Genomic DNA, 19,117 nt, shown 5'->3' with positions numbered 1-19,117 from the left:
GTTGCCAAGCTAGCAGCCTGAATTGGCATTGCCAACCTAGGTATGGTGTGAGGATGCGCACCGACCCGTGGTCCGACGACGCCTGCCCGATAGCCCGCACGATGGCGGTGCTGGGGCAGCGGTGGGCCATCCTGATCGCCCGCGAGGCATTGCTGGGGCGGTCCCGGTTCTCCGAATTCCGCGAGCAGCTCGGGGTGGCCTCCGATGTACTCAGCGCGCGGCTGGCCGAGTTGGTGGCCGCCGGCATCCTGGAGGTCGAGGATTATCGGGAGCCCGGCGAGCGCACGCGCAGTCGCTACGTGCTCACCGACGCCGGACATGATCTGGTGACAGTGCTCGCCGCGATGGGGCAGTGGGGTCGCAAACACCGGGTCACCACCAAGCGCAGCGGCTACCGGTTCATCGAGAAATCCACCGGCGAGCATGCACTGGTGGTCTTCCGTCGGCACGACGGCATCGCTGTACCTACCCGTGACGTGGCACTCATCGACTCGCTCAACTCCGAATGAAGTCCAGCAGATCGCGATTCAGCTGTTGCTGGTAGTCGCCGTGAATACCGTGGGGGGCGCCCGGATACACCCGTAGGGTGCCGTACCGCACCAGCTCGATCGATTTCGACGCCGCATCGTGGATCGGGACGATCTGATCGTCGTCGCCGTGGGCGATCAGGATCGGCGCTTCGAGGGCCCGCAGATCCGCGGTCAGGTCGGTTTCCGAGAACGCCTTGACGCAGTCGTACGCCGATGCGAGTCCCGCCTGCATGCCCTGGAGCCAGAAATGGTCGATCAGTCCCTGGGAGACGGTGGCACCGTCTCGGTTGAAACCGTAGAACGCCACCGCGAGTTCCCGCCAGTACCCGGATCGGTTGTCCAGTACGCGGGCCCGGATGTCGTCGAACACCGACAGCGGTGTGCCCTCGGGGTTTTCTGCTGATGCCACCATCACCGGTGGCACCGCGCCGACCGTGATCACCTTGCGCACCCGACCGGCGCCGTGGCGTGCCGCGTACCGCACCACCTCGCCACCTCCGGTGGAATGCCCCACAACGACGACGTCGGACAATCGGAGTCCGTTGATCAGCGCCGCCAGGTCTGCGGCGTAGGTGTCCATATCGTTGCCAGACCACGTCTGCTCGGACCGGCCGTGCCCCCGACGGTCGTGGGCGATGGCACGGAAACCGTTGTCGGCGAGGAGTTTCAGTTCCACATCCCACGCGTCGGCGCTGAGCGGCCAGCCATGACTGAAGACCACCGCCGGCCCGGATCCCCAGTCCTTGTAGTACAGCTGCGCCCCGTCGGAGCCCTCGATGAATGGCATGGGTGCCAGTCTGGCCTCAGCTGTCAGACGCGGCCATCAGTCAAACGACCATCGCGACACGCGGGCCCTCGTCCGCATACCCCCGTAGTCAATTGACGGATACCGGGAGCCGGGCCGAGAACGCAGGCTGGTGACAACGACGACAGCAGGGAGACACCACATGACGGAAGCCTCCACCGCGGTGGGCGCTGCGCACGCCGCCAACCTGGACATCGAGGTCGACGGTGAACGGTTCGCCTACCGGCGCTTCGGTGGTCCTTCGGCCACGGTGCCGCCACTGGTGCTGCTTCAGCATTTTCGCGGCAATCTCGATTACTGGGACCCAGCATTCCTGGACGTGCTCGCGGCCGACCGTGAGGTGATCACCGTCGACCTGCGCGGCGTCGGAGGCTCCACTGGCGCCACACCCGACAACATCGCGGACATGGCGCGCGACGCCCTCCGGTTCATCGACGCGCTCGGCCTGAAATCCGTTGATCTGCTCGGTTTTTCACTCGGCGGTCACATCGCCCAGGAGATCGCGCTGGTGCGTCCGCGATTGCCGCGCCGGCTGGTGCTCGCCGGCACGGCGCCGCAGGGTGCTCCCGATCTGCACAGGTGGTCCGAGGACGTCTACGCCTACGCCTGTGCCGACGAGATCACCGCCGAAGGATTCATCGCGCTCTTCTTTTCCGGCTCCGAGAAGAGCGTCCAGCGCGGTTGGGAGTACCTGGCGCGCACCCACGCTCGAGACACCGACCGTGACGCCGAAACCACTCTGGCCTGTCGTGACGCGCAGTACCAGGCGCTGATGACTTGGGGCATACCGGAATCGTCGAAGCTGGAACGGCTTTCGGCCATCACCCAACCGACGCTTGTCGCCAACGGCGACAACGACACCATGATGTCGACCAAGAACAGTTACTTGTTGGCCGAGAGGATCCGCGGCGCCCAACTGCGCATCTATCCCGATGCAGACCACGGATTCCTCGACCAGTATCCGGTCGAGTTCGGCCAGCACGTCCGCCAATTCCTCGGCCGCTAAGGAGAATTCATGACCGACCTGCTCACCTCTGTGCTGAATGCCTACGGCGGCGTCGACCGTTGGCGGGAGTTGACCTCGGTCACCGCGCGCAAACGGTTCGGGGGCGCCATCTGGGACATCAAGGCCGTACCCGGCATCGTCGACGACGGTGAGATCACGGTCTGGATCAAAGACCAACGCACCTCGCTGTCGCCTTTCACTGCGCCCGATTTGAAGACCGCCTACACGCCGCAACGGGTCGGTATCGAGACAACAGCCGGGGACATCGTCGAGATGCTCGACGATCCCAGAGCATCGTTCGCCGGGCATACTCTCGAAACACCCTGGAGCACATTGCAATTGGCGTACTTCACCGGGTACGCCATGTGGACCTACACGGCCGAGCCGTTCAATCTCACCTTTCCCGGTGTGCGTACCGCAGAGGGCGAATCCTGGACCGAGGACGGCCAGCAATGGCGCACCCTGCACGTCGACTACCCCGACGCGATCGCCACCCACAGTCCCCACCAGATCCTGTACATCGATTCCGACGGACTGATTCGACGTCGCGACTACCAGGTCGACATTGCCGGGGGATCCCCGGGCGCTCACTACGTTTCGGATTTCGATGAGATCGGCGGTCTGGTCATCCCAAGCACCCGGATGATCTACGTCCGCGACGCCGACAACCACCCGCTACCGGAGCAACTCGTGGTGTCCATCGAACTGACCGATATCACCGTCAACTGAAGGGAATGCCCATGACATATTTGTCCGATCAAGCAGAGGATCGCTTCGTCGGGGGCCCTGACGGCGAACGTTTCCACTACCGCCGATTCGGGAGGACCGGCGGAGTCCCGCTGGTGCTGTGCATGCGCCTGCGCGGAACTGTCGACCATTGGGATCCACAACTGCTCGATGCGCTGGCCGCCGAACGTGAGGTCATCGTCTTCGACAATCGGGGGACCAGCCTCTCCAGCGGTGCCGCGCCGACCACCATCGACGGGCTTGCAGACGGCGGTATCGCGTTCATCCGGGCGCTCGGGCTGACCGAGGTCGACGTGCTGGGATGGTCGTTGGGTGGCATTGTCGCCCAGGGCATTGCGTTGCGTGCACCGGAATTGGTGCGTCGGCTGGTGGTCGCGGGCAGCACGCCGGCAGGAGTGCCGGACCAGCCGGCCCCCGGGCCCCGGGTGGGGGAGATTCTCGGCCACCCCGTCAACGACGATGAGGACTACCTGTACCTGTTCTTCCCCGAAACCGATCAGGGTCGTGCCGCCGGACTGGCTTCATTGCGGCGCTTGGACACTCGGTTGCTGCAGTCCCAGGCCGCGGTGCAAGGGGACACCTATCGGGCCCAGTTGAGTGCCATCGCCGCGTTCGGTGGTTACTACCTGCGGCTGGCCGAACTGAAGCTGCCGGTGCTGGTCGTCAACGGTGCCCATGACGTGATGATCAATTCCTATGCGACCTACGCGATGTCGCAGCAACTGCCGGATGCCAAGGTGGTGCTCTACAGCGACGCCGGCCACGGATTCCTGTTCCAGCACATCGCGGATTTCGCGCACGACGTCAACCGGTTCCTGGGATGAGCGCCATGAGAGCTGTCAGCCAGGACGAACTCGGCGGGCCCGAGGTGCTACACGTGGTCGAGATCGACCGTCCTACACCAGGAATTGGGCAGATTCTGGTCCGGGTGCACGCCGCCGGTGTGAACCCGGTTGACGGGGTGAACCGTCAGAGCGGGGTACTCGTCGGGGCGACACCGTTCGTCCTGGGCTGGGATGTGTCCGGCACTGTCGAAGCCGTGGGTTTCGGCGTCACCCTCTACCGGCCCGGTGACGAGGTGTTCGGCCTGTTGCCATTCCCTCTGGGGCACGGCGCCTATGCCGACTATGTCGTCGCTCCGACTCGGGTGTTCGTGCCGAAACCGGCGAACCTCGACCATGTTCAGGCCGCCGCGTTGCCGCTGGCCGGGTTGACGGCCTACCAGGCACTGGTGGACACCGCCGGCATCGGAGAGGGCACCCGGGTGCTGATCACCGCCCCGGCCGGCGGGGTGGGACATCTGGCGGTGCAGATCGCCAAGGCATTCGGCGCGTATGTCATCGGACTGGCGTCACCCGATAACGTCGAGATAGTGACCGGCCTCGGCGCCGATGAGGTGATCGACTACACCACAACCGATTTCGCGACGGTGCTCAGCGATGTGGATGTGGTGTTCGACCTCATTGGTAACGACTATCAGCGCAAGGCGCTGCAGGTGCTCAAACCCGGCGGCACGCTGGTCTCGTCGCTGCCGCAGTCTCTGCCGGAGGTCGTCGCCGACGCTGTCGCGCGAGGTATCCGGCCGGCCGGACTGTTCGTCGAGGCCGACCGGCTGGGCATGACTGCGCTGGCAGAGCTTGCCGGCCGCGGGGCGCTGGTCCCGACGATCGCGGCCACCTTCCCGCTGGAACAGGCCGGGCAGGCGCAGTCCTACCGCGTCAGGACCGGCAAGGTGGTGTTGACCCTGTGATGGCGAACGAAGCTGGAACCGACGTCGTGGAGAGCACGGCGATCGAAGCCGATCTGCTCGTCATCGGTTTCGGTAAGGGTGGCAAGACGCTGGCCGGTGACGTCGGCCGGACAGGCCAACGGGTGGTCCTGGTCGAGCAGGCGGCGCAGATGTTCGGCGGCACCTGCATCAACACCGGTTGCGTGCCGACGAAGTCGATGGTCCATCAGGGCGAGAAGAACGCCGCGACAAACCTCCCGGGTGAACTGGCTTATGCCGCAGCGGTTGCCGCAACAGAGCGGTTGACCGCGGGGCTTCGTGCGGCCAACCTCGCTGCACTGGAAAGCATTCCGTCGGTCACGGTGCTGATCGGCACCGCCATGTTCGTAGATGCCAACACGGTGCAGGTCAGTTGTGATGCAGGTGCCGTGACGGTGAGCGCTCGTCAGATCGTCATCGGAACCGGGGCGCGCGCCGGCACCGCGGAGATACCCGGCCTGGCTGCTTGTCCGGTGGCCGTCACCAACGTCGAGCTGTTGCATCAGGCAGCTCGCCCGGAACGCCTCGTCGTTCTCGGTGGTGGATTCATCGGCCTCGAATTCGCGTCGATGTATGCCGCGTTCGGCTGCTCGGTCACGGTCCTCGAGAGGAATCCGGCAGTGCTCGCAAGCGAGGAGCCTGAGATCGCGGACATGGCGCGTTCACTGCTGTTCGCGCGCGGCGTAGATATCCAAACCGGCGCCGATGTCGTCGACGTGCAGACGATCCTCCGCCCCGGAGCCGCGCCGATGGCTCGTGTTCGGTACCTGAGCGATGGACGACCGGTGAGTGTCGACGCCGACACTGTTCTCGTCGCGCTCGGGCGCACCCCGAACACGGCTGCATTGCGCCTCGACCGGGCGGGAGTCGAGACGACCGACAGGGGTGCAGTGGTCGTCGATGACTACCGTCGAACCACCGTGCCGCACATCTTCGCCGTCGGTGATGTCACTGGGGGACCCCAATTCACCTATATCTCACTCGATGACTACCGCATCGTCGCCGACCAGCTATCCGGGGTCGATGAACCGCGGCGGGCGTCGCAGCGAACGGCAGTGCCTACGTGTCTCTTCCTCACCCCGCCGCTGGCCCGGGTGGGATTGACCGAGTCGCAGGCGCGCATTGCGGGTCACGACGTCCTCGTCGCCGCAAGTCCGGTCGCAAATCTCGCAACCGTGGCCCGTGCACGTATCGTCGAACAGACCGAAGGAATGATGAAGGTCGTCGTCGATGCCACCACCGGCAAGATTCTCGGCGCCACACTGTGGTGTCATGACGCCCAGGAAGTGATCAACATCGTCGCACTGGCGATGCGGCACGGTATCACCGCGCGTGCACTGCGCGACGAGATCTACACGCACCCTTCGATGTCGGAGTGCTTCAACCAGCTACTGGGACTATTGGCCTGAGCGCATTGCCCGGTGCGGGCGGTGCCCGCGCAACCACGCGAGGCACCGCCGCTACCGACTACCCGGCGTCGGTCATCGTCAGGACCACCCGAAAGCGCGCTTCATTGCGCATCATCCGGTCGTAACCGGCGGCCGCATCCCGCAGCGGCATCGGTTCAACCCACGGCCGAATGCCATGCAGGGCAGCGAATTCCAGGGTGTCTTCGGTATCCGCTGCGGTACCGGCAGGATGTCCATGAATGGTGCCTGAGGCGTTGATCAGTTGTAGCGGAGTTATGTCGAGTGGTTCGGCGAGCACGGCAAGCGTGAGTACCTCACCGTGTGGCGCGAGGCCGTCGCCCGCAACGCTGATCGCGGTCCGATTGGTGGCCGTCGCCGCCACCACCCGCGCGCCACCGAGCTTGCGCAGTTCGGCGGCCACGTCGGCGGCGGTCGAATCGATGTAATGGTGAGCGCCCAATTGATAAGCCATATCGGCCTTTTCGGCGCCGCGTGCGATGGCCACGGTCCGGAATCCCATGCGTGCGGCGAACTGCACGCCCAGGTGACCCAGTCCGCCGATGCCCAAGACGGCGACCACGTCGCCTGGGCGTGCACCACTGTGGCGCAGCGAATTGAACATCGTCACTCCGGCGCACGCGAGTGGTGCGGCTTCGACGGCGGTGAGGGCGTCGGGGATCCGTGCCAGTCCGGACTGGTGCACGAGCAGCATCTCGGCATAGCCGCCCGGAAACCCGGCCCCGGTCACCTTCGAGCGCGTGCAGTGCACGAAATCACCGCGGCGACAGCGGGAACAGCTCCCGCAGTAATACCCGAACCAGCCGACTGCGACGCGGTCGCCGATCTGCCAGTCGAGCACTCCGGGCCCGACCGCCACGATGTGACCGGCGACCTCATGACCGGGCGTCACCGGAAAGACCGTGTCGGGCAGGTGGCCCGCGGCGATCTGAGAGTCCGAATGGCACACGCCGCAGGCTTCGACGCGGACCAACACCTCGCCGTCGCCGGGTTCGTGCACCAGCCGGTCCGTGAGTGTGATTGCACCACCGGGTTCGGTGACCTCGACGCTCCGGTATGTGGCGACCATGAATGTGACTCCTTTGCGACAGAAACGGATCAGGCGGGGGTGGCGACGTCGAGCACCACGCGGAACCGGGCGCGGCCGGACATCATCCGGTCATACGCACGGGGTGCTTCGGTGAAAGGCATGGGCTCTACGAGCGGCGCGATCTGGTGCGTGAGGCTGAACGCCAGGTTGTCTTCGTTGTCGATCGCAGAACCGGTCAGACTGCCGAGGATGCTGCGGCCCCCGAAGATCAGGTCGGATGTGTGAACAGGCAGCGGCTCGGGGGATGCCCCGACAACGACCAAACGTCCGCGGGGCCGCAGTCCGGCGACCAACCCTGCCATCGACGGTCCGCTCGACGCCGTCGCGATGACGGCGGCGGCACCGCCGAGTGCGTTGAGCGTCGATGCGACATGTTCGGTCGAGCTGTCGATGAAATGGTCGGCGCCCAATGTCTTTGCCAGCTCCTCCTTCCCGGTGCCGCGCGCGACGGCGGCGACCTGGAATCCCATCTTCTTTGCGTACTGGATGCCGAGATGGCCGAGCCCGCCGATGCCTTGGATCGCCACCAAGCTGTTCAGCGGTGGCCCAGCGGCGCGTATCGCGTTGAACACTGTGACACCCGCGCAGAGCAGCGGGGCTGCGGTGAGCGCGTCGAAACCGTCTGGGACACGGACCAATCCGGTGGACCGGGCGTACATGATCTCGGCATAGCCGCCGTCTGTGGTGGTACCCGGCTGTGGTTGATCACTGCAGTTGACGAAGTCTCCGCGGCGGCAGAAGTCGCACTGCCCGCACTGCCCGCCGAGAAACCCCACTCCGACGCGGTCACCGGCCTGCCAGCGTGGATCGACGCCGGTGCCGACAGCGTCGATGATGCCGATCACCTCATGTCCCGGCACCACCGGTTCCTGCGGGTCGGTTCGCTGCCCCTCCACGGCGAGCACGTCGCTGTGGCACACCCCGCAGGCCAACACGCGGATGCGGACCTGCCCATGGTCCGGCTCCCGAAGTTCCCGTTCCACGAGGGTGAATTGCCGCTGTCCGGTCACCTGATACGCCCGATATGCCGTCACCACGTCAGGACATCAACCCGGACCGAATCGCGGTATCCGCACGGTGACCGTCGTTTGGCGTGCGGCGGGCGTGACGGTCTTCCAAGTGATCTGGCCAGGTTGGCAAGCGTTGTCCGCCGCGGCCGGCAGTCAGATTACTTATGCCGCGCTTCGCGATGCACGGCGAGAATCACCGGCATGAACGAATTGTCGAGCGCTGAAATGGCATTGGCTGCGATTCTCCCGGTGCTGGCCGCCGCCGTCGGCGAGAGTGTGCGATTGCCGACGCCCTGCCCGGGATTCGATGTGGCCGCGCTGGCGGATCATCTGGCGGGAACTGTGACAATGGTGGGCGAGGCGGCTGGGGCGCAGGTTTTCGTCACGCAGAACGCGGGCATCGGGACACGCATCTCGCAGACCACGAATTCGGTGATCGACGCCTGGCGCGCTCGGGGCACGGAAGGCGACGCGATGTTCGCCGGCAGGGTCATGCCTGCGCACCTGGCGTTGGGAGTGCTGTCGGTCGAGTTGGTGGTGCACGGTTGGGACTTCGCGCAGGCACTGGCACGCCCGCTGGCTGTCGCCGCCGCACACGCCGACTTCGTGCTCTCGCTTGCACAGCGCATCATCACCCCGGACAGTCGGCGTACTGCGGGGTTCGACCCTCAGGTACCGGTAACCACCGATGCCGAGGCTCTTGATCGCTTGGTCGCTTTCACCGGGCGTCATCCGCGACAACACGTTGCGTGACTCCAGAAGGCGCAGTAATTGGTTTGCAAGTTGATGCATAAACATGCAGAATCGCTCGTATGACTTCTGTGGCGGTGGCCGGCGCCAGTGGGTATGCCGGCGGCGAGATTCTGCGGCTCCTGCTGGGCCATCCGGCCTACGCCGACGGTCGCCTCACCATCGGTGCGCTGACCGCCGCGGGCAATGCCGGCACCACGGTCGGTGACCACCACCCGCACCTCCTTCCGATCGCAAACCAGGTGCTCCAGCCCACCGAGGTCGACGTTCTCGCCGGGCACGACGTCGTCTTCCTGGGTCTGCCGCACGGACATTCGGCCGCGCTCGCGCAGCAACTCGGCCCGGACACCCTGATCGTCGACTGCGGCGCCGACTTCCGGCTCACCGACGCCGCGGCCTGGGAGAAGTTCTACGGCTCCGAGTACGCCGGCAGCTGGCCCTACGGGCTGCCGGAGCTGCCCGGCGGCCGGGACAAGCTCGTCGGTACCAAACGCATTGCGGTTCCGGGCTGTTACCCGACCTCGGCGCTGCTGGCTCTCGTGCCGGCCGTCGCGGCCGGGCTCGTCGAGCCCAACGTCACCGTGGTGGCGGTCAGCGGCACCTCGGGCGCCGGCAAGTCCGGCAAGGTCGACCTGTCGGCCGCCGAGGTCATCGGCTCGGCCCGGGCCTACAACGTCGGCGGCGCGCACCGGCACACGCCGGAGATCGCCCAGGGCCTGCGGGCCGTCACCGACAAGGACGTGACGGTCTCGTTCACCCCGGTGCTGATCCCGACATCGCGCGGCATCCTCGCGACGTGCACCGCGCGCACCACGGCGTCCGTCGAGGAGATCCGGGCGGCGTACGAAAAGGCTTATGCCAGTGAGCCGTTCATCCACCTGCTGCCGGAAGGACAGCTGCCCAAGACCGGTTCGGTCGTGGGCAGCAACGCCGCGCAGATCGCCGTCGCGGTCGACGAGGACGCGAAGACCCTTGTCGCTCTGTGCGCCATCGACAACCTGACCAAGGGCACCGGCGGCGCGGCAGTACAGTCCATGAACATCGCGCTCGGCTGGCCGGAAACCGAAGGACTATCCACCGTGGGAGTAGCACCGTGACCGACACCCCGTCCCTGCATCGCAACCAGGGCGTCACCGCGCCGGAAGGCTTCCGGGCAGCCGGAATCGCAGCCGGCATCAAGGCTTCCGGGAAACCGGACCTGGCGCTGGTGTTCAACGAGGGACCCGACCTGTCGGCCGCCGGGGTCTTCACCCGCAACAAGGTGCGGGCCGCTCCCGTGCAGTGGAGCGAACAGGTCCTCAAGAGCGGCCGGTTGCGGACGGTCATCCTGAACTCCGGTGGCGCCAACGCCTGTACCGGCCCGGGCGGTTTTCAGGACACCCACCAGACCGCCGAGGCCGTCGCCGCCGCGCTGAGTGACTGGGGCACCGAGACCGGGGCCATCGAGGTCGCGGTGTGTTCGACGGGCCTGATCGGGGATCGGCTCCCGATGGACAAGGTGCTGGCCGGTGTCACCGAGATCGTGCATGAGATGGCCGGTGGGCTGTCGGGCGGTGACGAGGCCGCGCGGGCCATCATGACCACCGACACCGTGCCGAAACAGGTTGCGCTGCACCACCCGGGCAAGTGGACCATCGGTGCCATGGCCAAGGGTGCCGGGATGATGGCGCCGTCGCTGGCGACCATGCTGGTGGTCATCACCACCGACGCCGTCGCCGACGCTGAAGCGCTGAACCTCGCCCTCAAGAACGCGGCCGGCAGAACCTTCGACCGGCTCGACATCGACGGCAGCTGCTCCACCAACGACACGGTGCTGCTGCTGTCGTCCGGCGCCAGCGAAATCCGGCCCAGCCAAAGCGAATTGGACGAGGCCGTCCTGGCCGTCTGTGACGACCTGTGCGCGCAGCTGCAGGCCGACGCCGAAGGCGTCACCAAGCGCATCGCGATCACCGTCAAGGGCGCGGCCAGTGAGGACGACGCCCTCGTGGGTGCCCGAGCGCTGGCGCGCGACAGCCTCGTGAAGACCGCGCTGTTCGGGTCCGATCCCAACTGGGGCCGGGTCCTGGCCGCCATCGGCATCGCGCCCATCGAACTCGTGGCGGACCGGATCAGCGTGTCGTTCAACGGTTCCGCGGTGTGCATCGACGGTGCCGGCGCGCCGGGTGCCCGCGACGTCGACCTCTCGGGCGCCGACATCGAGGTCGTCGTCGACCTGCAGATCGGCGAGCACGAGGCCACCATCCGGACCACCGACCTCTCGCACGCCTACGTCGAAGAGAACTCGGCGTACAGCTCATGAGCACGGCCGGGCTCTCGACCGCGGTGAAGGCGGCGGTGCTTGCCGAGGCGCTGCCGTGGCTCAAGCAGCTGCACGGCAAGATCGTCGTGGTCAAGTACGGCGGCAACGCCATGACCGACGACACCCTCAAGGCGGCCTTCGCCGCCGACATGGCGTTCCTGCGCAACTGCGGCATCCAGCCGGTGGTCGTGCACGGCGGTGGTCCGCAGATCAGCGCGATGCTGAAACGCCTTGGTATCGAAGGTGATTTCAAGGGCGGCTTCCGCGTCACCACGCCCGAGGTCCTCGACGTCGCCCGGATGGTGCTGTTCGGGCAGGTCGGCCGCGAGCTCGTCGGGCTGATCAACGCCCACGGCCCGTACGCGGTCGGCATCACCGGTGAGGACGCACAGCTGTTCACCGCGGTGCGGCGCAGCGTGACGGTCGACGGCGTGCCCACCGACATCGGTCTGGTCGGCGACGTCGAACACGTCAACGCCGAGGCCATCCTGGATCTCATCGACGCGGGCCGGATTCCGGTGGTGTCCACCATCGCTCCCGACGCCGACGGCGTGGTGCACAACATCAACGCCGACACCGCCGCGGCCGCAGTCGCCGAAGCGCTCGGCGCCGAGAAGCTGCTGATGCTCACCGACGTCGAAGGCCTGTACACCGACTGGCCGGACCGCACCTCGCTGGTCACCGAAATCGACACCGCCGCACTGGCACAACTCTTGCCGAAGCTCGAATCCGGCATGGTGCCCAAGATCGAGGCATGCCTGCGGGCCGTGGAGAACGGTGTCCCGAGCGCGCACGTCATCGACGGCCGGGTCGAACACTGTGTCCTCGTCGAGCTGTTCACCGACGAGGGCACCGGAACCAAGGTCGTGTCACCCGCATGAAGGGAACCGAAGCAATGCAAGCCCGTTGGCAAGCGGTGATGACCAACAACTACGGCACGCCGCCCGTCGCGCTGGTCAGCGGCGACGGCGCCGTGGTCACCGACGCGGACGGCAAGAGCTACGTCGACTTCCTGGCCGGCATCGCGGTGAACGTGCTGGGACATCGTCATCCGGCGGTGATCGAGGCCGTCACCACGCAGCTGAACACGCTGGGCCACACCTCGAATCTGTACGCCACCGAACCGGGTATCGCGCTGGCCGAAGCCTTGGTGGCCCAGCTCGACGCGCCGGCGCGAGTCTTCTTCTGCAACTCCGGCGCCGAAGCCAACGAAGCCGCGTTCAAGATCAGCCGGCTCACCGGCCGCACCAAAATCGTTGCGGCCCAAGGGGCGTTCCACGGCCGCACCATGGGCTCGCTGGCCCTGACCGGCCAGCCCGGTAAGCAGGAGCCGTTCCTGCCGCTGCCCGGTGACGTCACCCACGTGCCGTACGGCGACGTCGAGGCGCTCGAAGCGGCCGTGACCGACGAGACCGCGGCGGTGTTCCTCGAACCGATCATGGGCGAGGGCGGCGTCGTCACCCCGCCGGCCGGCTACCTGGTCAAGGCACGAGAGCTCACCGCGAAACATGGTGCGCTGCTGGTGCTCGACGAGGTGCAGACGGGAATCGGCCGCACGGGCGCGTTCTACGCGCACCAGCACGACGGCATCACGCCCGACGTCATCACGCTGGCCAAGGGCCTCGGCGGCGGTCTGCCCGTCGGCGCCTGCATCGCCATCGGCGATGCGGCCGAACTGCTGCAGCCGGGCATGCACGGCAGCACCTTCGGTGGTAACCCGGTGTGCACGGCTGCGGGCCTGGCGGTCGTCAAGACCCTCGCCGATGACGACCTCGTGCACCGCGCCGACGCCGCCGGCAAGACGCTGGCACACGGTATCGAGGAGCTGAACCACCCGCTGGTCGACCACGTGCGTGGCCGCGGGCTATTGCTCGGCGTCGTCCTGACCGCGCCGCAGGCCAAGGCTGTCGAGAACGCCGCGCGCGACGCGGGTTTCCTCGTCAACGCCGCGGCTGCCGACGTCGTGCGGCTGGCGCCGCCGCTGGTCATCACCGACGCGCAGATCGACGCGTTCCTGACCGCCCTACCCACCGTTCTCGACACCGCAGCAGGGGAGTCCCAGTGATCCGCCATTTTCTCCGTGACGACGATCTGACGCCTGAAGAGCAGGCCGAGGTCCTCGCGCTGGCCGCCGAACTCAAGAAGGCGCCGTTCAGCCGTCGTCCGCTCGAGGGCCCGCGGGGCATCGCCGTCATCTTCGAGAAGAACTCCACCCGCACCCGCTTCTCGTTCGAGATGGGCATCGCCCAGCTCGGCGGGCACGCCGTCGTCGTCGACGGTCGCAGCACGCAGCTGGGCCGCGAGGAGACCCTCGAGGACACCGGCGCCGTGCTGTCGCGCTACGTCGACGGCATCGTCTGGCGCACGTTCGCGCAGGAGCGCCTGACGGCCATGGCGTCGGGCGCGACCGTACCGATCGTCAACGCCCTGTCCGACGAGTTCCACCCCTGCCAGGTGCTGGCCGATCTGCAGACCATCGCCGAGCGCAAGGGCAAGCTGGCCGGGCTCAACATGAGCTACCTCGGCGACGGCGCCAACAACATGGCGCACTCGCTGATGGTCGGCGGCGTCACGGCCGGCCTCAACGTGACCATCGCCGCGCCGAAGGGCTTCGAGCCCGACCCGCAGTTCGTCGAGGCCGCCAAGAAGCGCGCGGCGGAGACGGGCGCGACCGTCACCGTCACCACCGACCCGCAGGCCGCCGCCGACGGCGCCGACGTCCTCGTCACCGACACCTGGACCTCGATGGGCCAGGAGAACGACGGCCTGGACCGCGTGCGGCCGTTCCGCCCGTTCCAGGTCAACACCGCGCTGCTGGGCCGCGCCAACGATGACGCCGTGGTGCTGCACTGCCTGCCGGCGCACCGCGGGGACGAGATCACCGACGAGGTGATCGACGGCCCGCAGAGCGCGGTGTTCGACGAGGCCGAGAACCGTCTGCACGCGCAGAAGGCCATGCTGGTCTGGCTGTTGGAGCACAACGCACGATGACCGCACCGACCCGGGCCGGACGACAGTCGCGCATCGTGGCGCTGCTGTCGGCGAACCCGGTGCGCAGCCAGACCGAACTCGCGGCCCTGCTCGCCGCGGAGGGCATCGACGTCACCCAGGCCACGCTGTCGAGGGACCTGGAGGAACTGGGTGCGGTCAAGCTGCGCGGTGCCGACGGCGGCACCGGCGTCTACGTCGTCCCCGAGGACGGCAGCCCCGTCAAAGGCGTCTCCGGCGGCACCGAGCGGCTGTCCCGACTGCTCGGCGAGCTGCTGGTGTCCACCGACGCCAGCGCCAACCTGGCGGTGTTACGTACGCCACCTGGGGCCGCGCAGTACCTGGCCAGTGCAATAGATCGGGCGGCTCTGCCTTATGTTGTGGGCACGATCGCCGGTGATGACACCCTTTTGGTTGTCGCCCGCGAACCGATGAGCGGCGCCGAGCTCGCCGCCACCTTCGAGAACCTGTAGCAGTACTAGAACAAGGAGATTGACACATGTCCGAGCGCGTCATCCTGGCGTATTCCGGCGGTCTGGACACTTCGGTCGCGATCAGCTGGATCGGCAAGGAGACCGGCAAAGAGGTCGTCGCCGTGGCCATCGACCTGGGCCAGGGCGGCGAGGACATGGAGGTGGTGCGTCAGCGTGCCATCGATTGCGGCGCTGTCGAGGCCGTGGTGGTCGACGCCCGCGACGAGTTCGCCGACGAGTACTGCCTGCCCACCATCAAGGCCAACGCGCTGTACATGGACCGGTACCCGCTGGTGTCGGCCATCTCGCGCCCGCTGATCGTCAAGCACCTGGTCGAGGCGGCCCGCAGCCATGGCGGCACCGTCGTCGCGCACGGCTGCACCGGTAAGGGCAACGACCAGGTCCGCTTCGAGGTCGGCTTCAACACCCTGGCCCCGGAGCTGGAGGTCATCGCCCCGGTCCGCGACTACGCCTGGACCCGCGAGAAGGCCATCGCCTTCGCGCAGGAGAACGACATCCCGATCAACGTCACCAAGAAGTCGCCCTTCTCCATCGATCAGAACGTGTGGGGCCGTGCCGTCGAGACCGGCTTCCTCGAGGACCTGTGGAACGCCCCGACCAAGGACGTCTACGACTACACCGAGGACCCGACGGTCCACTTCAACACCCCCGACGAGCTGATCGTCAGCTTCGACAAGGGCCGCCCCGTCGCCATCGACGGCCGCCCGCTGAGCGTGCTGCAGATCATCCAGGAGCTCAACACCCGCGCCGGTGCGCAGGGCGTCGGCCGCCTGGACGTCGTCGAGGACCGCCTGGTGGGCATCAAGTCCCGCGAAATCTACGAGGCCCCGGGCGCCATGGTGCTGATCACCGCGCACACCGAGCTCGAGCATGTCTGCCTGGAGCGCGAGCTCGGCCGCTACAAGCGCGGCGTCGACCGCAAGTGGGGCGAGCTGACCTACGACGGTCTCTGGTACAGCCCGCTGAAGGCCTCGCTGGAGGCGTTCGTCGAGCACACCCAGCAGCACGTCTCCGGCGACATCCGCCTGGTCCTGCACGGCGGCCACATCACCGTCAACGGCCGGCGCTCGGGTGAGTCGCTCTACGACTTCAACCTCGCCACCTACGACGAGGGCGACAGTTTCGACCAGAGCGCGGCCAAGGGCTTCGTCCAGCTGCACGGCCTGAGCTCCAAGATCTCCGCCAAGCGCGATCTGGGTTTGTAAATCTCCCGCGAGCGGCCGCGTTTGTACACCGACACACCGTGTTCAGCTGTACAAAAGCGGCCGCTCGCACTCGACGAGGGGCATGTTAATGAGCACCGGTGGGACCAACGAGGGTTCGCTGTGGGGTGGCCGGTTCGCCTCCGGCCCGTCCGATGCGCTTGCCGCACTGAGCAAGTCGACGCACTTCGACTGGGCGCTGGCGCCATATGACGTCACCGCGTCCAAGGCGCACGCCCGCGTGCTGCACAACGCCGGGTTGCTCACCGACGAGCAGCGCGACGGGCTGCTGGCCGGCCTGGACAGCCTCGGCAACGACGTCGCCGACGGTTCCTTCGGGCCGCTGCCGACGGACGAGGACGTGCACGGCGCACTGGAGCGCGGCCTGATCGACCGCGTCGGTGAGGACCTCGGTGGCCGGCTGCGCGCCGGCCGGTCCCGCAACGACCAAGTGGCGACGCTGTTCCGCATGTGGCTGCGCGACGCCATCAAGACCGTCGGCAACGGCGTGCTCGACGTGGCGGCCGCGCTGGCCGGCCAGGCCGCGGCGCACCCCACGGCGATCATGCCCGGCAAGACGCACCTGCAGTCGGCGCAGCCCGTGCTGTTGGCCCACCACCTTCTCGCGCACGCGCACCCGCTGCTGCGCGACGCCGACCGGCTGCTCGATCTGGACAAGCGGGCGGCGGTGTCGCCCTACGGTTCCGGTGCGCTCGCCGGTAGCTCGCTCGGCCTGAGCCCCGACGCCATCGCGGCGGATCTAGGATTCAATGCGGCTGCGGACAATTCGATCGACGCCACTTCCTCGCGCGACTTCGCCGCCGAGGCGGCGTTCGTGTTCGCGATGATCGCCGTGGATCTGTCCCGCCTGTCCGAGGACATCATCCTCTGGAGCACAACGGAATTCGGCTACGTCAAGCTGCACGACTCCTGGTCGACCGGCAGCTCGATCATGCCGCAGAAGAAGAATCCTGACATCGCCGAACTGGCCCGCGGTAAGTCCGGCCGCCTCATCGGCAACCTGGCCGGCCTGCTGGCGACGCTCAAGGCGCAGCCGCTCGCCTACAACCGGGATCTGCAGGAGGACAAGGAGCCGGTCTTCGACTCCGTCGCTCAGCTCGAGCTGCTGCTGCCCGCGATGGCCGGCCTGGTCGGCACCCTGACCTTCGACACCGACCGGATGGCCGAGCTGGCGCCGCTCGGCTACACCCTGGCCACCGACATCGCGGAATGGATGGTGCGCCAAGGTATTCCGTTCCGCGTCGCGCACGAGGCAGCGGGTGCGGCGGTCAAGGCCTCAGAGGCCAGGGGAGTCGGGCTGGAAGAACTCGCCGCCGACGAACTCGCCGGCATCCATCCGGGTCTCACCGAGGAAGTGCGGGACGTCCTGACCATCGCCGGTTCGGTCGAGTCGCGTGATGCCCGCGGCGGCACGTCGCCGGCGAGGGTTGCCGAGCAGCTCACCATCGTGCGGGATCGGGCGGCGCAGCTGCGGTCGCAGCTGGGGTAGGCGCTGGTGGACGTCGAGGCGGTGGTGCTGCGAGCCCAACTGCTCGGCGACCTCAGCCAGTGGCAAGCCGCCGCCGACCTGCTGTCGTCCGCACTTGCCGAGCACCCGCACGAGGGACGGCTGCTCGACGCATTCGCCGTCGCGGTCTACAACGTCGGAGATCTGGACCGTGCGCGCGCCGCCGCAGATGCGGCGATAGCGCAACACGGCACGTCGCTGTTGGCGTTGCAGGTGCTGGCGCGCGTCAGCCTCTCGGCGAGCCGCACCGCAGACGCGGTCCGATATGCCCGTAGGGCTGTAGAAGCGAATCCCCATGACGCCGACGCGCACATGCTCCTCGCGACCTGCCTGGCGGAGGTGCCGGATCGACGTGCCGCGAGGACGGCCCTGGATCGGGCGTTGGAACTCGAATCCCATGACGCTGAGCTGTTTTTGGCCGCAGCACGCGTGGCCCGCCGGTGTGGCGACGACCGCGCTGCGCAATTCATCGCCACCGGATTGAGCCTCGATCCATCAAGTGCTGATCTACAGACCGAGGCCGCCGCGGCTCGGCCTTTCGCCGGAGGGCGCGTGGCGGGTCTGTCCGCGGTTCTCGTCGACGAACCCACCCACGGCGCAGCACGGCACACTCTCGCGCAGACCGTGTGGGGCACCATCGCTCGGCTTGCCAGCGGCGTCTGGATCTACACGTTGGCGGTGGTCCTCTTCTCCGCGTGGGTGCCGCCGTCGGTGTTGCGTCATCTGGCCCCGGTGTTGATGGCGCCGCTGCTGGTGCACTGGATTCGCACCTTCTCTCGAGTGCGCAAGCAGCTTCCGCGCGGTTACCTGGCCCGGCGGCTGTGGCGCCGTCCGATTGCGTTGGCCGGCATCGGGTTGGCCGCATTGGCCGCATTCATCGCCACGGTCGCACCTGTGCTGATCATCGTCGGATGGAGCCCAAATGGTGTACGCCTCGGGTATCAGGCACTGATCGTCGCGTGCCTGCTGGCCGGTCTCGCTCACGTCATGGTGACCATCGGGCGCCTTCGCAGCGACCGCGACGTGAGCTTGGGCGACCATCTGACCGAGCAATCGGGCTACTGGTTGGTGTGGCTGCTCGGCTTGGGACTGCCGGTCGGCCTGGGATGGGCGTGCTACCGATTGGCGGCGCAGCCCGGCGCGCTGTGGTTCGCACTGATGGTGCTGCCGATCGTGTTCGGGGTCCGCTGTGTGGAGTACGTCGTGGCCCTGGCCGGCCGGGGTCTGCGATGGTCGGGGTATGTCATGGCGGCGCTGTTCCTCGCCGGTTGTGCGTGGCTCGTGCTGTGGTGTGGTCACCGGGCAGCGAGTGTCGATTTCACGTATCAGCCGGGGCCGTTGTCACCCGGCAACATTCAGGTGCCGACGTTCAGCCCATTGCCACCCATACCGACCTTCACGGTGCCGGCGCCCAGCCGCTGAAGCAGCCGACACCGCCGGCCGTCTGCGGGCCCGCCTGCAGGGCTGAGGCCG

General features: G+C 67.2%; 19 protein-coding genes. 16 read left to right on the top strand and 3 right to left on the bottom strand.

What is annotated here, in order from left to right; genetic code table 11:
• Nucleotides 1–53 precede the first annotated feature (53 nt).
• On the top strand, nucleotides 54–509 hold the full coding sequence (locus ACJH6J_RS21885) for a helix-turn-helix domain-containing protein (RefSeq protein ID WP_061007338.1): 456 nt from the start codon (nucleotides 54–56) through the stop codon (nucleotides 507–509).
• On the opposite strand, the gene ACJH6J_RS21880 is transcribed toward ACJH6J_RS21885, so the two are convergent.
• On the bottom strand, nucleotides 496–1,317 hold the full coding sequence (locus ACJH6J_RS21880; RefSeq protein ID WP_061007337.1) for an alpha/beta fold hydrolase: 822 nt from the start codon (nucleotides 1,315–1,317) through the stop codon (nucleotides 496–498). The two genes, ACJH6J_RS21885 and ACJH6J_RS21880, sit on opposite strands and share 14 nt — an antisense overlap.
• A gap of 160 nt (nucleotides 1,318–1,477) precedes the next feature.
• On the opposite strand from ACJH6J_RS21880, the gene ACJH6J_RS21875 reads away from it, so the two are divergent.
• The 5 genes from ACJH6J_RS21875 to ACJH6J_RS21855 are packed head-to-tail and all read left to right on the top strand — an operon-like array spanning nucleotide 1,478 to nucleotide 6,265.
• Complete coding sequence (locus ACJH6J_RS21875) at nucleotides 1,478–2,341, top strand: alpha/beta fold hydrolase (RefSeq protein ID WP_061007336.1); 864 nt, start codon at nucleotides 1,478–1,480, stop codon at nucleotides 2,339–2,341.
• A gap of 9 nt (nucleotides 2,342–2,350) precedes the next feature.
• Nucleotides 2,351–3,070: a hypothetical protein gene (locus ACJH6J_RS21870; protein WP_406804514.1), complete on the top strand. Its 720-nt coding sequence runs from the start codon at nucleotides 2,351–2,353 to the stop codon at nucleotides 3,068–3,070.
• Nucleotides 3,071–3,081: 11 nt separating this feature from the next.
• Nucleotides 3,082–3,912 (top strand): alpha/beta fold hydrolase, encoded by an 831-nt coding sequence (locus tag ACJH6J_RS21865; protein WP_061007341.1) that lies wholly within the window; start codon nucleotides 3,082–3,084, stop codon nucleotides 3,910–3,912.
• A 5-nt stretch (nucleotides 3,913–3,917) separates the two neighbouring features.
• Entirely contained in the window at nucleotides 3,918–4,838 is a 921-nt protein-coding gene (locus ACJH6J_RS21860; RefSeq protein ID WP_061007340.1) for an NADP-dependent oxidoreductase, read from the top strand.
• Nucleotides 4,838–6,265 carry an NAD(P)/FAD-dependent oxidoreductase gene (locus tag ACJH6J_RS21855; protein WP_212814122.1) on the top strand — a complete coding sequence of 476 codons (1,428 nt, stop codon included), beginning with the start codon at nucleotides 4,838–4,840 and terminating at the stop codon, nucleotides 6,263–6,265. The genes ACJH6J_RS21860 and ACJH6J_RS21855 overlap by 1 nt, the downstream gene beginning before the upstream one ends.
• A 58-nt stretch (nucleotides 6,266–6,323) precedes the next feature.
• Here ACJH6J_RS21855 and ACJH6J_RS21850 read toward each other — a convergent pair whose 3' ends face one another.
• Nucleotides 6,324–7,352 carry an alcohol dehydrogenase gene (locus ACJH6J_RS21850; protein ID WP_406784949.1) on the bottom strand — a complete coding sequence of 343 codons (1,029 nt, stop codon included), beginning with the start codon at nucleotides 7,350–7,352 and terminating at the stop codon, nucleotides 6,324–6,326.
• A 29-nt stretch (nucleotides 7,353–7,381) separates the two neighbouring features.
• Nucleotides 7,382–8,410 (bottom strand): zinc-binding dehydrogenase, encoded by a 1,029-nt coding sequence (locus ACJH6J_RS21845; protein WP_061010623.1) that lies wholly within the window; start codon nucleotides 8,408–8,410, stop codon nucleotides 7,382–7,384.
• 174 nt (nucleotides 8,411–8,584) lie between these two features.
• Here ACJH6J_RS21845 and ACJH6J_RS21840 point away from each other — a divergent pair, with 174 nt between their 5' ends.
• From ACJH6J_RS21840 to ACJH6J_RS21795, 10 genes are all read left to right on the top strand, one after another.
• Nucleotides 8,585–9,136 carry a TIGR03086 family metal-binding protein gene (locus tag ACJH6J_RS21840; RefSeq protein WP_020103331.1) on the top strand — a complete coding sequence of 184 codons (552 nt, stop codon included), beginning with the start codon at nucleotides 8,585–8,587 and terminating at the stop codon, nucleotides 9,134–9,136.
• Between the two features lie 59 nt (nucleotides 9,137–9,195).
• Nucleotides 9,196–10,230, top strand: a complete 1,035-nt coding sequence (gene argC / locus ACJH6J_RS21835) for an N-acetyl-gamma-glutamyl-phosphate reductase (RefSeq protein ID WP_061007331.1) — start codon at nucleotides 9,196–9,198, stop codon at nucleotides 10,228–10,230.
• The gene (argJ, locus tag ACJH6J_RS21830) at nucleotides 10,227–11,432 is read left to right on the top strand and encodes a bifunctional glutamate N-acetyltransferase/amino-acid acetyltransferase ArgJ (RefSeq protein WP_207546778.1); all 1,206 of its coding nucleotides are present in this window, start codon (nucleotides 10,227–10,229) and stop codon (nucleotides 11,430–11,432) included. Before argC ends, argJ begins: the two co-directional genes overlap by 4 nt.
• Nucleotides 11,429–12,313 (top strand): acetylglutamate kinase, encoded by an 885-nt coding sequence (gene argB, locus ACJH6J_RS21825; protein WP_064857959.1) that lies wholly within the window; start codon nucleotides 11,429–11,431, stop codon nucleotides 12,311–12,313. Before argJ ends, argB begins: the two co-directional genes overlap by 4 nt.
• Nucleotides 12,310–13,497 carry an acetylornithine transaminase gene (locus ACJH6J_RS21820; RefSeq protein WP_167837869.1) on the top strand — a complete coding sequence of 396 codons (1,188 nt, stop codon included), beginning with the start codon at nucleotides 12,310–12,312 and terminating at the stop codon, nucleotides 13,495–13,497. The genes argB and ACJH6J_RS21820 overlap by 4 nt, the downstream gene beginning before the upstream one ends.
• On the top strand, nucleotides 13,494–14,423 hold the full coding sequence (gene argF, locus ACJH6J_RS21815) for an ornithine carbamoyltransferase (RefSeq protein WP_135355142.1): 930 nt from the start codon (nucleotides 13,494–13,496) through the stop codon (nucleotides 14,421–14,423). Before ACJH6J_RS21820 ends, argF begins: the two co-directional genes overlap by 4 nt.
• Nucleotides 14,420–14,893 (top strand): arginine repressor, encoded by a 474-nt coding sequence (locus ACJH6J_RS21810; protein WP_133428208.1) that lies wholly within the window; start codon nucleotides 14,420–14,422, stop codon nucleotides 14,891–14,893. Before argF ends, ACJH6J_RS21810 begins: the two co-directional genes overlap by 4 nt.
• 26 nt (nucleotides 14,894–14,919) lie before the next feature.
• Nucleotides 14,920–16,119, top strand: coding sequence for an argininosuccinate synthase (locus tag ACJH6J_RS21805; RefSeq protein WP_293022047.1), 1,200 nt, complete (start codon nucleotides 14,920–14,922; stop codon nucleotides 16,117–16,119).
• Nucleotides 16,120–16,207: 88 nt separating this feature from the next.
• A complete protein-coding gene (gene argH, locus ACJH6J_RS21800) occupies nucleotides 16,208–17,626 on the top strand; it encodes an argininosuccinate lyase (protein WP_406804513.1) in 1,419 nt (472 codons plus the stop codon).
• Nucleotides 17,627–17,632: 6 nt separating this feature from the next.
• On the top strand, nucleotides 17,633–19,066 hold the full coding sequence (locus ACJH6J_RS21795; protein ID WP_406804512.1) for a tetratricopeptide repeat protein: 1,434 nt from the start codon (nucleotides 17,633–17,635) through the stop codon (nucleotides 19,064–19,066).
• Nucleotides 19,067–19,117: the final 51 nt, after the last annotated feature.

The sequence above is a fragment of the Mycobacterium sp. SMC-18 genome (assembly GCF_045310895.1).
In the GTDB taxonomy this organism is placed as follows: domain Bacteria; phylum Actinomycetota; class Actinomycetes; order Mycobacteriales; family Mycobacteriaceae; genus Mycobacterium.
Note: the sequence above shows the minus strand (reverse complement) of the source record. Positions and strands in the feature narration are given on the sequence as shown.

Coding starts and splice junctions, on each gene's coding strand:
- ACJH6J_RS21885 (WP_061007338.1), top strand. CDS start 54: ATGCGCACCGACCCGTGGTCCGACGACGCCTGCCCGATAGCCCGCACG.
- ACJH6J_RS21880 (WP_061007337.1), bottom strand. CDS start 1,317: ATGCCATTCATCGAGGGCTCCGACGGGGCGCAGCTGTACTACAAGGAC.
- ACJH6J_RS21875 (WP_061007336.1), top strand. CDS start 1,478: ATGACGGAAGCCTCCACCGCGGTGGGCGCTGCGCACGCCGCCAACCTG.
- ACJH6J_RS21870 (WP_406804514.1), top strand. CDS start 2,351: ATGACCGACCTGCTCACCTCTGTGCTGAATGCCTACGGCGGCGTCGAC.
- ACJH6J_RS21865 (WP_061007341.1), top strand. CDS start 3,082: ATGACATATTTGTCCGATCAAGCAGAGGATCGCTTCGTCGGGGGCCCT.
- ACJH6J_RS21860 (WP_061007340.1), top strand. CDS start 3,918: ATGAGAGCTGTCAGCCAGGACGAACTCGGCGGGCCCGAGGTGCTACAC.
- ACJH6J_RS21855 (WP_212814122.1), top strand. CDS start 4,838: ATGGCGAACGAAGCTGGAACCGACGTCGTGGAGAGCACGGCGATCGAA.
- ACJH6J_RS21850 (WP_406784949.1), bottom strand. CDS start 7,352: ATGGTCGCCACATACCGGAGCGTCGAGGTCACCGAACCCGGTGGTGCA.
- ACJH6J_RS21840 (WP_020103331.1), top strand. CDS start 8,585: ATGAACGAATTGTCGAGCGCTGAAATGGCATTGGCTGCGATTCTCCCG.
- argC (WP_061007331.1), top strand. CDS start 9,196: ATGACTTCTGTGGCGGTGGCCGGCGCCAGTGGGTATGCCGGCGGCGAG.
- argB (WP_064857959.1), top strand. CDS start 11,429: ATGAGCACGGCCGGGCTCTCGACCGCGGTGAAGGCGGCGGTGCTTGCC.
- ACJH6J_RS21820 (WP_167837869.1), top strand. CDS start 12,310: ATGAAGGGAACCGAAGCAATGCAAGCCCGTTGGCAAGCGGTGATGACC.
- ACJH6J_RS21810 (WP_133428208.1), top strand. CDS start 14,420: ATGACCGCACCGACCCGGGCCGGACGACAGTCGCGCATCGTGGCGCTG.
- ACJH6J_RS21805 (WP_293022047.1), top strand. CDS start 14,920: ATGTCCGAGCGCGTCATCCTGGCGTATTCCGGCGGTCTGGACACTTCG.
- argH (WP_406804513.1), top strand. CDS start 16,208: ATGAGCACCGGTGGGACCAACGAGGGTTCGCTGTGGGGTGGCCGGTTC.